This window comes from Marinobacter sp. MDS2 (assembly GCF_030718085.1).
In the GTDB taxonomy this organism is placed as follows: domain Bacteria; phylum Pseudomonadota; class Gammaproteobacteria; order Pseudomonadales; family Oleiphilaceae; genus Marinobacter.
Genome location: NZ_JAVAJF010000001.1, coordinates 1,154,699 through 1,167,010, shown reverse-complemented (window position 1 = coordinate 1,167,010; position 12,312 = coordinate 1,154,699). Strand labels below are relative to the sequence as shown.

The window sequence follows — 12,312 nt, the reverse complement described above, 5'->3', positions numbered from 1 at the left end:
TTTTACAGCAGGGCGTCGCCGAAAATAAAGATCAGCTGGCCGATACCGGCTGCCATTCCGAGGAACGCGCCAACCAGGATCAATTTGATTTCGTCTTCCTGAAAACAGGGGCGTAGCAGATCCTGGAACTCTTCGGAGGAGAGCGCGATCATCCTTTCCACCATGATGGATTCAACCGCGCGAGCCCGGTCTTTTTCAAACGCCGGGTTGTCGAAGGAGCTTTGTGAAATAGTGATGGCTTTCTCACCGACATGATTTTTCATGGCAGCAAATCCAGTGGGGCCAAACGCCACTTGAGTAAATGCTTTTCCCATGCCGGCGGTTTCGTCGACCAGCGGTTTAATGTGTTTTTTTACCATGTTGCGGGCTCGGTCACCTTTGGGGCCTTCAAGGATTCCTTGAATAATGTTGCCAACGGTGAGGATCTCGTGAGTGACGATGTGACAGAAGGAATGGGCCACTTCAGGCTGGCGTTTGAGAAAGAGGCCCTGGATCTTGAATGGTCCGATTTTGTGTTGTTTTAAGGGGCGGAAGATAACGTTCAGGGCGATCCAGTTGGTGGCCCAGCCGACCAGGAGACCAAAGACCGGAAGTACCCAGATAGCTGGATAGAGATACCAAACAGCCATCTGGATAAGGCCGAAGAGAAATCCAAAGTACATGCCGGAGTTGATGATGAATCGAAACTCCACGTCGCCACATTCCAGAAAGATGCGGTTTAGTAGCCGTTTGTCTTTGGCCAGACGGTCAATCACCATGCCTTTGATGTCGAGCAGGTCTTCGATGTTGTTGGCGATGTCCTGAACCAGGTTGTCCACTAGCTTCGGGGCGGCTTTTCTAACTCGGTCGTAAACCAGTTTGCGTGCCGACGATGGCAAGTTTTCCCAGAAGGTGGGATGTTCTCTGAGCATGAGTTCGTCGACGTATTCTTCAACTCGCGGTTCGACGGTGTAGATGATGTGGGCAGCGAGAACGTTCGGGTCTATTTGCTCGAAAATCTCCTCAACGGTGCCGATTTTGGAGATAGTGGCATCAACGCTGATGGCAGCCATTTTTCTGGCTTTCGAGGGAATGATGCCCTGCCAGCCGAGCAGGGGCGGCTTGCCGATGAATTCCAAAGGATAGAACGTCATCTTGATGGCCAACCAATTGGTACCCCATCCGATCATAGCGGCGATTACAGGAATGCTGAGGTACTGCCAGAATTCCGGGGTCGAAAATAAATCTGTCATCCTGAGCTCGCATCGTCAGTTGTTATTGCCAGAAGGGTTTCGGCTGGCTTTCGATAAGCTATGAATGATGTGGAGCACGGCAGGTTCTGTCAATGACTGAGCTGCCGCTAAAATTGCGTGTCACGGTCATGAGTCGGTTAACCGCCGATGTCTCCCCATAACCACTGACACAGCGCCATGGCGGCAACCGGAGCGGTTTCTGTGCGCAGAACCCGGGGGCCGAGAGCCACTGGCAGAAAGCCGCTTTGTTCAGCTTGAGCGATCTCGTCAGCCGTTAATCCGCCTTCAGGGCCGATCATCAGGGCAACGTTGGTGGGCTTGTCGAGCGTGTTCAAAGATTGCTCTGTGCGGTGGTGGAGCACCAGTCGCAGGTCGCAGGATTGGCTGTATTCCAGCCATTCTTGTACCGACATAACCGGGAGGATGTCCGGCACCTTGGCGCGGCCGCATTGCTCCGCCGCGCTGATTGCCACTTGCTGCCAGTGGCGCAGACGTTTTTCCTCACGGTCGCCTTTCAGTTTTACATCGCTGCGTTGGGTGCTGAGAGGAACAATGGTCGTTACCCCCATTTCCACCGCTTTCTGAACGGCGTAATCCATACGATCACCTTTCGACAATGTCTGCCCAAGGGTGATGTTTAGTGTCGATTCCGTTGCATTGTCTTCTTGGCCCACGACTTCAACGGTAACGTTTTTCTTGCTGGCCTGAGCGATGGTTGCGCGGTAATCGCAACCATCGTTGTTGAAAAGCCGAAGCTCCTGCCCCGGTTGCATGCGCAGTACACGGCCGACATGGTTCGCGGCGTTTTCGTCGAGTTCACACTGGCTGCCCACATTCAGGGGGCTGTCGGTGAAAATTCTGGGTATGCGCATGGGGCGTGGAGCTCCTTAGCTTTTTACAGCAATGTCGATGCCTTCAGTTGCCACCTGAGCCAGATGACGAATCTGGTCTTCAGTGATGACATAAGGGGGCATGAAATATACCACGTTCCCTAATGGTCGTAGCAGGGCCTTGCGTGTCAAAGAGTGTTGGTACACTTTCAGGCCACGGCGTTCTTGCCATGGAAACGGTGTTTTGGATGCTTTGTCTTTGACCATCTCGATGGCCAGGGTCATGCCGTGTTGGCGGATGTCGCCGACGTGGGGATGGTCGGCCAAATGGGCCACGGAATCGGCCATGCAGCGCGACAGCTGACGGTTCTTTTCGATGATGTTGTCGTCCCGGAAGATGTCCAGCGTGGCCAAAGCAACGGCGCAGCCGATGGGGTTGCCGGTGTAGCTGTGGCTGTGCAGGAACGCCTTCAGGGTTTCGTAGTCGTCGTAAAATGCGTTGTAGACAGTATCGGTGGTCAGCACGACAGAGAGCGGCAGGTAGCCCGCCGTCAGCCCTTTAGACAGGCACATGAAGTCAGGCGTGATACCGGATTGCTCGCACGCAAACAGGGTGCCGGTGCGGCCAAATCCGACGGCAATTTCATCCGCAATCAAATGCACGCCGTAGCGATCGCAGGCTTCACGCAACTTGGTGTGGTAAATCGGATGATGCATGCGCATGCCACCGGCACACTGAATCAGTGGCTCAACCACGACGGCGCAGATTTCGTCGTGTTTTTCGGCAAGCAGCTTTTCCATCGCCTCGAACTGACGCAAAGCGTACTCTTCGTCGGTTTCGCCGGGCTCAGCGTTGTAGGCATCCGGTGATGGCGCGGTGATCACCTCCATCAGCAGTGGCTGGTAGGTGTCTTTGTACAGACCAACATCACCGAGCGCCAAAGCCCCCAAGGTTTCTCCGTGGTAGCTGTTGCTCAGGTTCACAAAGTTCTTTTTGCCCGGTTTGCCCAGATTCTTCCAGTAATGAAAGCTCATCTTGAGCGCAGCCTCGATGGCCGATGACCCGTTGTCGGCGTAAAAACACTTGTTGAGGCCGTCCGGTGTCACCTCAATCAGCCGTTCTGAAAGATTCACCACGGGTTCGTGGGTGAAACCGGCAAGAATGACGTGTTCCAGTTCACTAACCTGCTGTTGAATCGCCGCGTTGATTCTGGGGTTCGAATGGCCGAAAAGGTTGACCCACCAAGAGCTGACCGCGTCGATAAACCGGTTGTTTTCGAAATCTTCCAGCCAAACACCTTCGCCACGTTTGATGGGGACAAGCGGCAGGGTCTCGTGGTCTTTCATTTGGGTGCAGGGATGCCACACAGATTTGAGGCCGCGGGCGACCAGATCAGCATTACGCATAGGGCGGGGCTCCAGTTGGGCGGTTGTTTGAAGATAAAATTGTTCGCTGTTAACCAGTCCGGATAATACAGTTAACAGCGGCTGCTGACTACCGGGGCACAGTGAACGACACGCGCCGAAAAGCCAGCTCGGAAGAATTAAAGTGTGATCCGTTCGCTCTGGCCTCCATGCCATAGCACGCCGCCGTCAGGGCCAATGCTGTAGATCCTGTGTGTCGCAACAATAGCGTCATCATACGATGGAGGATTTATGGAACTTACTCTTGAGCATTCATACGATGCTGGCTTGGATCACGTGATCAGCCACTTTTTTTCAGAAGAACTCATTCTTGCCAAAAATGAGAAACTGGGTGCTCGCAACGTAAAAGTTGTCGATGTTCAAAAAGACGATGCCTCTGGAAAGCTGGTTGTCGAGCGCGAAATGACCGCATCGACTGAGGTGCCGGGAGTGCTCGCGAGTTTTCACCGTGAGTGGAACGAAATCCGTCAGGAAGAGCATTGGGTCAAGAAGGACGACGGCGAATGGCACTGCGAATTTCGGGTGAAGGTTGAAGGTGTTCCGGCCAAGATCAAAGGCGTTATGCGTGTTCAGGGTAACGGCGACCGCTGTATCAACTACATCAACATCACGGTGAAGTCGGATGTGCCCTTCTTGGGTAAGAAAATTGCGCGCTTCCTGGCTGATGATACCCGTACAAAGATCAATCAGGAGCAAGAGGCAATCGCCTCTCTGCTTTGATAATGGCGTTGAGCCTGTCAGCGCTATGCATGCAGGCATCAACTCGCGTTCTTTGGCGGGCCGGAGGGTCTGGCCCGCCAAAGCAGCTCATCGAGGTAGTCGCTCCCAAAGTGTCACTTCCGACAAGGTGTGTTGGAATTTGTGCTGGGTCTCACGGATCACGAAGGGCACTTTCTCCGGTACCTGAAGAAGCCGGAAGTTCGGGCTCAGAATCTCCTTCAAACCATCCAGAGTGGTGTAATCCTCCCCGTCTTTTTTGAAGCCTCCGATCCATTCGTCTTTTGGTGTGTGCTCTTCCATCCAGGTGTAGGGTGAGGCAATGAGTAGAATGCCCCCGTCGTTGATGCGCTGGTGGATGCTGTCCAAGAAGAGCTTGGGCTTGTACAACCGGTCAATCAGATTGGCTGCCAGTACCAGATCATAACCGGTAAACCGCTGTTCTAGAGCGCAGGCATCGCCTTGATGGAAGGCTACTTTCGGCGCGCTGGAATCCAGCCCCAGGTCTTTCAGTGACCGTGTACGCTCGCTTACCAACTCGCCTTCCTCAGTCAGCGGATAGCGAACCGAGCCTTGTTTCGCCATTTCAGATGCCAGATTGACAAAGTTGGCTGAGAAATCGATGCCTTCCACTTCGCTAAATTGTCTTGCCAGTTCAAAGCTCGCCCGGCCGCAGGCGCATCCCAGATCCAGAGCTTTACCCGTTGGCTTGCCTGTCATCACGCTTAGTGCACGGTCCGCCAGCGCTTTCGGGAAGTTTTCGACGCCATACCACGGGTCGCCAAAGTGGAATTCGGCGTATTCAGCCAGTAACCGGTTGCTTTCATAGTAGGCGTGGGGCTGAGCGGTCGATAGAACCATGGTTGAAAACAATCCTTTTGATGCAGAAACCCCGATTTCGGGCGGTCTCACGGCCGGCTGAAATCGGGGGGAATGAGGTTAGACGCAGTTCGCTAGTGAGCCAGAACCCGAGACAGAAACGCTTGTGTTCTCTCGTTTTGCGGATTATCGAACACGTCCGAGGGTTTGCCTTCTTCGACAATCTGCCCTTCGTGAATGTAAATAACCCGGTCGGCCACTTCGCGAGCAAAGCCCATTTCGTGGGTGACCACCATCATGGTCATGCCTTCTTTGGCCAGCTCCCGCATAACGTCCAGAACTTCACCAATCATTTCCGGATCCAGCGCAGAGGTTGGCTCGTCAAACAACATCAGCCTGGGTTCCATCGCCAATGCGCGGGCAATGGCGACCCGTTGTTGCTGTCCGCCCGAAAGCTGGCTGGGGTACTTGTCGGCCTGGTTGCCGATGCCCACCCGCTCCAAAAGCCGCTCTGCGGTGGCGTTGGCCACAACCTGCGAGGTGTTTTTCACTTTCATCGGTGCCAGCATAATGTTCTTCCTCACGGTCAGGTGAGGGAACAGATTGAACTGCTGGAACACCATGCCCACTTCTTTGCGGATCTCTGCCAGTGTTTTCTGGTTACCGCCCTTTGGGGCCAGGTCTTGATTATCGACACTCAGGGTGCCGGATTCATATTCTTCCAGACCGTTCACGCAGCGGATCAGGGTGGATTTGCCGGAGCCACTGGCACCGATGATCACCACCACTTCACCCTGTTCAACGGTCAGGTCGATATCTTTCAGGACATGCAATTTGCCGAAATACTTGTTCATGCCCTTCATCGTTACAATCTGAGTCATGGTTCGAATTCCTTCAGACGGATGCAAGGCCGCGGCGTTCCATCAGCCGCAGAACCAGAGACAAGGACAAGGTAATCGCCAAGTACATCAGCGCCACCACGAAATACACCTCAAAGGCGGTAAAGGTGTTGGCTATGTAAACCTGGCCTTGACGAACCAGTTCGCCGACACCGATGACCGAGAACAGGGAGGTGTCCTTGATGCTCACGATGGCCTGGTTGCCGAGCGGCGGAATCATGCGCCGGAAAGCCTGCGGCCAGATGATTGACCAGAATGTTTGTGTGCGGGACAAACCCAAAGACAAGCCCGCTTCGCTTTGGCCCTTGGCAATGGACTGTACGCCGCCACGAACGACTTCCGAAATATACGCCCCGGAGTTCAAAGCAATCGCGGCGATACCGGCTGTGAGCGGGTCAATGGGGCCGCCGACCAAATCGGGTAAGCCATAGAAGATAAAAAGTACCTGTACGAGAATGGGCGTGCCGCGAAATATTTCGATGTAAGCGGTGGCCGGCCAGCGCAGAAACCATTTTTTGTTGATGCTGAGCAAACCGAAAATAATGCCCAGGATAAAACCGATGGCAAGGCCACCGAAGGAAATCATCAGGGTGTAGGGAATGCCCTTGGCGAGATAGGGGATGGCATGTATCGCTGCCTGCCAGTCAAATTGAAACTGGAATTCCACAGTGTGTGTCTCCGTTGGGTTGGGAGGAACCGGTCAGGGCATCGTGCGCCCTGACCGGAGCGCGTGGAGGTTTATTGGTCTTCAGGCATCGGCCCGAACCATTTTTCGTAAATGGTTTTGTAGGTGCCGTCTTCTTTGATTTCGGCCAGCGCTTCGTTGACAGGGCCAACCCACTTGCTGCCTTTCTTCAGAGCAATGCCGTACTGCTGACCTTCGTACAGAGGGCCAACGACTTCGACCTTGCCCTTGCCTTTGGTGCTGGCAAAGTAGCCGACGTTCGGTGCGTCATAAAAAACAGCGTCGATGGCACGAGACATCAGCGCCATGTACATATCGGAGCTGCCCGGGTACGGGGTAACGCCGTCATCGTCTTCGAGGGATTTCATCAGGTAGTCGTAACTGGTACTGCCGATTTTGGAGCCGATTTTCTTGCCTTCAAGATCCGACATCTCGTCCATGTCGGAGCCGGTGCGGACCAGAATGCGGAGGCCGGAATCGTAATAGGGATCGGAGAAATCAACGATCTCACCACGCTCTTCGGTAATGGTAATCCCGGCGATGGCGATGTCTACGTTGCCCGTTTGCAGGGCGGGGATAATGCCGTTGAAGTCCATGGTGTTGAGGTCGTAGTCAAAGCCTGCCCGTTCGGCAACCGCGGCAATGATCTCCATATCGAAACCGATCATTTCGCCGGTTTCCTGATCCATCATTTCAAATGGAACGAAACTGGGGTCGGTGACCACGCGAAGGGTTTCTGCACTGACCGACGTTGCGGCTACGGAAAGTGCCAGGCCGGCACCCAGTGTTTTTAGCCATTTGGTGCTCATGCTTTCTCCTAAGTCTTGTTATGGTTCCTGCTGCCCGGTAAGGCAGACCACGATGACACAGGGTTGTGACTGTGTCTCACGGGAACGTTAATGGGACTGCATCAGAGACACTCTAGCCTAAAAAACGAGGAGTTTCAGGTGATCAGGGGCGATTAATCGGCAGGCTTAACAAGAAAAACTCCCTCCCGGGACGGGAGAGAGTTGATCGCGGAAAGATCAGAAGGAGATCTTTTCCCGGTCTGTAATACCCAGGTTCTTCCAGATCGAAAGGCTGGGTTCGGTCTGGTTCAGGGTGTAGAAGTGCAGCCCGGGTGCGCCGGCTTTAAGCAGGTCTTCGCACATGCGGGTCACCACTTCTTCACCGAATTTGCGGATGCTGACGGTGTCATCCCCGTAGGCTTCCAGCTGCTTGCGGATCCAGCGCGGGATTTCCGCGCCGCACATGTCGGAGAAACGCACCAGGCTGGAGAAGTTGACGATGGGCATGATGCCCGGCACCACCGGAATGGTGATGTTCATCTTCTCCAGACGGTCGATGAAGTAGAAGTAGCTGTCCGCGTTAAAGAAGTACTGGGTGATCGCACTGTTGGCGCCAGCCTGTACCTTGCGGGCAAAGTTTTTCAGATCATCTTCCGCGCTGCGAGCCTGCGGGTGGAACTCCGGGTAAGCGGCCACTTCGAGGTTGAAGTGATCGCCGCTGTGTTCCCGAATGAACTCGACCAGCTCGTTGGCGTAGCGCAGCTCACCGGAAGCGCCCATGCCGGATGGCAGGTCGCCTCGCAGGGCCACGATTCGGTTAATGCCGTTCGCTTTATACTCGTCCAGCAGCTCACTGATCTCTGCGCGGCTTCCGCCGACGCAGGACAGGTGTGGAGCTGTAGAGATGCCCTGTTGATGCAGGTTCAGCACCGTTTCAATCGTGCGGTCACGGGTTGAGCCGCCGGCACCGAAGGTGACCGAGAAAAAATCCGGATTCACCTCGGCGAGCTGATCGCGAACAACCTGAAGTTTTTCTTTGCCCGCCTCTGTTTTGGGCGGGAAAAACTCGAAGCTGAAGCGACGTTTGAATTGTTTTTGGGATTGCATGATTCTGTCCGCTTAGTACCTGTAAGTTTCCGGCTTGTACGGGCCTTCGACCGGCACGCCGATGTACTTGGCCTGATCCGGAGTCATCTTGGTGATCACGCCACCGAAGCCTTCAACCATGGCGCGAGCCACTTCTTCGTCCAGCTGCTTGGGCAGTACCTGAACATAAACGCCTTTGGCTTTGGCTTCTTCTGGCAGGTCGGCAAACTTGCGCTCGAACAAGTACATCTGAGCCAGCACCTGGTTGGCGAAGGAGCCGTCCATGATCCGTGACGGGTGACCGGTTGCGTTGCCCAGGTTCACCAGGCGGCCTTCGGACAGCAGAATCAGGTGGTCGTTGGTGGCCTTGTCGCGGTAGATCAGGTGTACCTGCGGTTTAACCTCGTCCCACTCCCAGTTCTTGCGCATGTATGCGGTGTCGATTTCGTTGTCGAAGTGGCCGATGTTACAAACCACGGCGCCGCTCTTCAGGGCTTTCAGCATGTTGGCGTCGCACACGTTGACGTTACCGGTGGTGGTCACCAGCAAGTCGGTGTTGCCCAGCAAGTCGGCATTGATGCCTTGCTCAGTGCCGGTGTTGATGCCGTCGATGTACGGAGAAACTACTTCGAAACCGTCCATGCAGGCCTGCATGGCGCAGATTGGGTCCGCTTCGGTCACTTTAACGATCATGCCTTCCTGACGAAGCGACAGGGCAGAGCCTTTACCTACGTCGCCGTAGCCGATAACCAGCGCTTTCTTGCCAGACAGCAGGTGGTCGGTGGCGCGCTTGATGGCATCGTTCAGGCTGTGGCGGCAGCCGTACTTGTTGTCATTCTTGGATTTGGTCACGGAATCGTTCACGTTGATCGCCGGGATCTTCAGGGTGCCGTCGCGTAGCATTTCCTGCAGGCGGTGAACGCCGGTGGTGGTTTCTTCGGTGACGCCGTGGCAGTTAGCGATGATCTGCGGGTATTCTTTATGCAGCAGTTCGGTCAGGTCGCCGCCGTCGTCCAGGATCATGTTGGGTTCCCAGCCGTCTACGTCTGCGCCAACGGTCTTGTGCAGGCACCATTCGTATTCTTCGTCGGTTTCACCTTTCCAGGCGAAAACAGGAATGCCTTGCGCAGCGATGGCCGCAGCGGCTTGGTCCTGGGTAGAGAAAATGTTGCACGAAGACCAGCGCACGTTCGCGCCCAGCTCGACCAGTGTTTCGATCAGCACGGCGGTCTGGATGGTCATGTGGATGCAGCCCATGATGTTGGCGCCTTTCAGCGGCTGCTCGGCTTTGTACTTTTCGCGCAGCTTCATCAGTGCGGGCATTTCGCCTTCGGCGATCTGGACTTCTTTGCGGCCCCAATCGGCGAGGGCAATATCGCGTACTTTGTAGTCGTCGAAGTTGCTCATAGGTGTTCTCCGGTTAGTTCTGTTTAGGCGCATGAGGTTGTTCATGCGCCTGAATATGGTTTAGATGCCGGCAGCGTCTTTAAGTGCAGCAGCCCGGTCGGTCTTTTCCCACGGGAAGGCGGTGAAGGTTTTGCCGCCAACGGTCATTTCGTAGGGGTCACGACCAAAGTGGCCGTAGGCTGCGGTTTCCCGGTACATCGGGTGCAGCAGGTCGAGCATGTTGGTGATGGCATAGGGGCGCAGGTCGAAGTGCGCGCGTACCAGATCAACGATTTTCTCATCGCTGAGCTTGCCGGTGCCGAAGGTGTTCAGCGAGATAGATGTTGGCTGTGCCACACCGATGGCGTAGGACACCTGAATTTCGCATTTATCGGCCAGGCCCGCAGCAACGATGTTCTTGGCAACGTAGCGGCCGGCGTAAGCGGCAGAACGGTCAACCTTCGAGGGGTCTTTGCCAGAGAACGCGCCGCCACCGTGGCGAGCCATGCCGCCGTAGGTGTCTACGATGATTTTACGGCCGGTCAGACCACAATCGCCCACCGGGCCGCCGATAACGAATTTGCCAGTCGGGTTGATGTGGAACTGGGTATCTTTGTGCAGCAGCTCTGCTGGCAGAGTGTGCTTGACGATCAGTTCCATCACCGCTTCTTTCAGGTCTGCCTGGCTGACGTCCGGGTCGTGCTGAGTAGACAGTACGATGGCATCAATACCGACCACTTGGCCGTTTTCGTAGCGGCAGGTGACCTGGCTCTTTGCATCCGGGCGCAGCCACGGCAGCAGGCCGCTCTTGCGGGCTTCGGCCTGGCGCTGAACCAGACGGTGCGAGAAGGTGATCGGTGCTGGCATCAGTACATCGGTTTCGTTGCTGGCGTAGCCGAACATCAGGCCTTGGTCGCCGGCGCCTTGATCTTCCGGCTTCTGGCGGTCAACGCCTTGGGCAATTTCGACGGACTGTTTACCGATGATGTTGATCACGCCACAGGTGTCGCCGTCGAAGCCAACGTCTGAAGAGGTGTAGCCGATGTCTTTGATCACGCCACGAACCAGATCTTCCAGATCAACCCAGGCGCTGGTGGTGATTTCACCGCCGACAATGGCAACACCGGTCTTTACCATGGTTTCACAGGCAACGCGGGCGTGCGGGTCGTCAGTCAGGATGGTGTCCAGGACCGCATCAGAGATTTGATCCGCCAGTTTGTCCGGGTGGCCTTCGGAGACCGATTCGGAGGTAAAGATGTTGTAGTCAGACATACGTGTGTCCTCTGTGAGCGTTGTCAAATTCGTACCGGCACTGCCAGGGATGACCTACCGGCTCTTTTTATGTTTTCGGGGTGTAAGTATTACTACCTACTTCTATATCAATTTTTTTAGATATTCCGTGATCTGCGTGGGTTTCAGGCTCTTTTGGCCGTTTTCCAGAACTCCCGAACCTGAATCTGAAAACCGTTTCTCAGGCCAATAAACAGCTGCTCTCCCGCGTTCAGGCCGGCATCTGCCGCCCAGGCGGTCAGCTCTTCAGGCTCGAAGCCTAGCCAGAGGTCGCCGCAGTTTTCTTTTGCCCAGTCCTGATCGTGACTGCACAGATCACTGATGATGAAACAGCCGCCATTGTTCATCAGGGCCGCGGCATCGAGGAATATGTCCGCCGGACTAGGAACATGGTGCAGCACCATGTTGGCAACAATCAGGTCAAACGCATCGCCGCTGGCCAGCACGGTGTCGGTTACGCCTTCAATCAAGTCAACGTTGTTCAGCCGATCTTCAATGCACGTCCGGGTAGCCTTGGCGAGCATGTCTTTGCTGTTGTCTAAACCCACCACGTGTTCGAAAAGCTCTGATAAAACAGGCAGAAAACCACCTTCGCCCGGCCCAATCTCCAATACGCTTTGCCAGTTCTGTTGGCTCACTCGTTTGCGAATCAACTCCGCCGTCGGGTCGGCGTACAGGTCAAACGCGGCAATCAATTCCTGCTGTTCCCGGAACTGTGCGGAGTGGCGTGAGAAAAACGCCTGCGACTGCTCCGCTCTCTGCGCCCGAATCGCCTCAATTTTTTCGCTAAGCGCGATGGGCAGCGGGATCCGGTCTACCGTTTCAAAAATCTGCCGAATGGCCTGGTCCGCCAGTTTTACGCTGTCCAGATGCAGCGGGCGGCGGTAAAAAATTGCGTTCCCTTCGCGCTGGGGTTCCAGCAAGCCCGCTTTGTGCATCACCTTCAGGTGGTGGCTCATGCCGGACTGGCGCATATCAAACAGTTGGCTTAGCTCAAGCACACCAAAGGTGTCCCGGCGCAGCACCCGTAGGATCTCAAGGCGTAAAGGATCCCCGCTTGCTTTGAAGATCGGTGCCAGAGCCTCTACGGATGAGGTTTCGGGGGCGTGCGTGTTGAGTGATGTCATGGCGAAAGAGTTTAGGGGGGTTCGGTTG

Annotated in this window: 12 protein-coding genes; 1 reads left to right on the top strand and 11 read right to left on the bottom strand. The window is 55.2% G+C overall.

Translation table 11 applies throughout. The annotated features are described in order from the left end of the window. Positions 1-2: 2 nt before the first annotated feature. The 3 genes from Q9245_RS05625 to Q9245_RS05615 form a co-directional block, all read right to left on the bottom strand. Entirely contained in the window at positions 3-1,232 is a 1,230-nt protein-coding gene (locus tag Q9245_RS05625; protein WP_305896216.1) for a DUF445 domain-containing protein, read from the bottom strand. A 137-nt stretch (positions 1,233-1,369) separates the two neighbouring features. Beyond that, positions 1,370-2,104 carry a 16S rRNA (uracil(1498)-N(3))-methyltransferase gene (locus tag Q9245_RS05620; RefSeq protein WP_305896215.1) on the bottom strand — a complete coding sequence of 245 codons (735 nt, stop codon included), beginning with the start codon at positions 2,102-2,104 and terminating at the stop codon, positions 1,370-1,372. A 15-nt stretch (positions 2,105-2,119) separates the two neighbouring features. Beyond that, complete coding sequence (locus Q9245_RS05615) at positions 2,120-3,469, bottom strand: adenosylmethionine--8-amino-7-oxononanoate transaminase (protein ID WP_305896214.1); 1,350 nt, start codon at positions 3,467-3,469, stop codon at positions 2,120-2,122. 249 nt (positions 3,470-3,718) lie between these two features. On the opposite strand from Q9245_RS05615, the gene Q9245_RS05610 reads away from it, so the two are divergent. After that, complete coding sequence (locus Q9245_RS05610; protein WP_305896213.1) at positions 3,719-4,207, top strand: DUF2505 domain-containing protein; 489 nt, start codon at positions 3,719-3,721, stop codon at positions 4,205-4,207. Between the two features lie 87 nt (positions 4,208-4,294). Here the strand turns inward: Q9245_RS05610 and Q9245_RS05605 are convergent, their stop codons facing one another. From Q9245_RS05605 to Q9245_RS05570, 8 genes are all read right to left on the bottom strand, one after another. Next, positions 4,295-5,065: a putative 4-mercaptohistidine N1-methyltransferase gene (locus Q9245_RS05605; RefSeq protein ID WP_305896212.1), complete on the bottom strand. Its 771-nt coding sequence runs from the start codon at positions 5,063-5,065 to the stop codon at positions 4,295-4,297. A 92-nt stretch (positions 5,066-5,157) separates the two neighbouring features. Then, positions 5,158-5,904 carry an amino acid ABC transporter ATP-binding protein gene (locus tag Q9245_RS05600; RefSeq protein WP_305896211.1) on the bottom strand — a complete coding sequence of 249 codons (747 nt, stop codon included), beginning with the start codon at positions 5,902-5,904 and terminating at the stop codon, positions 5,158-5,160. A 13-nt stretch (positions 5,905-5,917) separates the two neighbouring features. Continuing rightward, positions 5,918-6,589, bottom strand: a complete 672-nt coding sequence (locus Q9245_RS05595) for an amino acid ABC transporter permease (RefSeq protein ID WP_305896210.1) — start codon at positions 6,587-6,589, stop codon at positions 5,918-5,920. Positions 6,590-6,660: 71 nt separating this feature from the next. Then, positions 6,661-7,416: a transporter substrate-binding domain-containing protein gene (locus Q9245_RS05590; RefSeq protein WP_305896209.1), complete on the bottom strand. Its 756-nt coding sequence runs from the start codon at positions 7,414-7,416 to the stop codon at positions 6,661-6,663. 216 nt (positions 7,417-7,632) lie between these two features. Beyond that, entirely contained in the window at positions 7,633-8,502 is an 870-nt protein-coding gene (metF, locus tag Q9245_RS05585) for a methylenetetrahydrofolate reductase [NAD(P)H] (RefSeq protein WP_199006111.1), read from the bottom strand. 12 nt (positions 8,503-8,514) lie between these two features. Beyond that, positions 8,515-9,888 carry an adenosylhomocysteinase gene (gene ahcY, locus Q9245_RS05580; RefSeq protein WP_371824789.1) on the bottom strand — a complete coding sequence of 458 codons (1,374 nt, stop codon included), beginning with the start codon at positions 9,886-9,888 and terminating at the stop codon, positions 8,515-8,517. A gap of 60 nt (positions 9,889-9,948) precedes the next feature. Continuing rightward, on the bottom strand, positions 9,949-11,139 hold the full coding sequence (metK, locus tag Q9245_RS05575; protein ID WP_305896207.1) for a methionine adenosyltransferase: 1,191 nt from the start codon (positions 11,137-11,139) through the stop codon (positions 9,949-9,951). Between the two features lie 143 nt (positions 11,140-11,282). Further along, positions 11,283-12,284: a metalloregulator ArsR/SmtB family transcription factor gene (locus tag Q9245_RS05570; RefSeq protein ID WP_305896206.1), complete on the bottom strand. Its 1,002-nt coding sequence runs from the start codon at positions 12,282-12,284 to the stop codon at positions 11,283-11,285. Between the last annotated feature and the right edge of the window lie 28 nt (positions 12,285-12,312).

Coding starts and splice junctions, on each gene's coding strand:
- Q9245_RS05625 (WP_305896216.1), bottom strand. CDS start 1,232: ATGACAGATTTATTTTCGACCCCGGAATTCTGGCAGTACCTCAGCATT.
- Q9245_RS05620 (WP_305896215.1), bottom strand. CDS start 2,104: ATGCGCATACCCAGAATTTTCACCGACAGCCCCCTGAATGTGGGCAGC.
- Q9245_RS05615 (WP_305896214.1), bottom strand. CDS start 3,469: ATGCGTAATGCTGATCTGGTCGCCCGCGGCCTCAAATCTGTGTGGCAT.
- Q9245_RS05610 (WP_305896213.1), top strand. CDS start 3,719: ATGGAACTTACTCTTGAGCATTCATACGATGCTGGCTTGGATCACGTG.
- Q9245_RS05605 (WP_305896212.1), bottom strand. CDS start 5,065: ATGGTTCTATCGACCGCTCAGCCCCACGCCTACTATGAAAGCAACCGG.
- Q9245_RS05600 (WP_305896211.1), bottom strand. CDS start 5,904: ATGACTCAGATTGTAACGATGAAGGGCATGAACAAGTATTTCGGCAAA.
- Q9245_RS05590 (WP_305896209.1), bottom strand. CDS start 7,416: ATGAGCACCAAATGGCTAAAAACACTGGGTGCCGGCCTGGCACTTTCC.
- metF (WP_199006111.1), bottom strand. CDS start 8,502: ATGCAATCCCAAAAACAATTCAAACGTCGCTTCAGCTTCGAGTTTTTC.
- ahcY (WP_371824789.1), bottom strand. CDS start 9,888: ATGAGCAACTTCGACGACTACAAAGTACGCGATATTGCCCTCGCCGAT.
- metK (WP_305896207.1), bottom strand. CDS start 11,139: ATGTCTGACTACAACATCTTTACCTCCGAATCGGTCTCCGAAGGCCAC.
- Q9245_RS05570 (WP_305896206.1), bottom strand. CDS start 12,284: ATGACATCACTCAACACGCACGCCCCCGAAACCTCATCCGTAGAGGCT.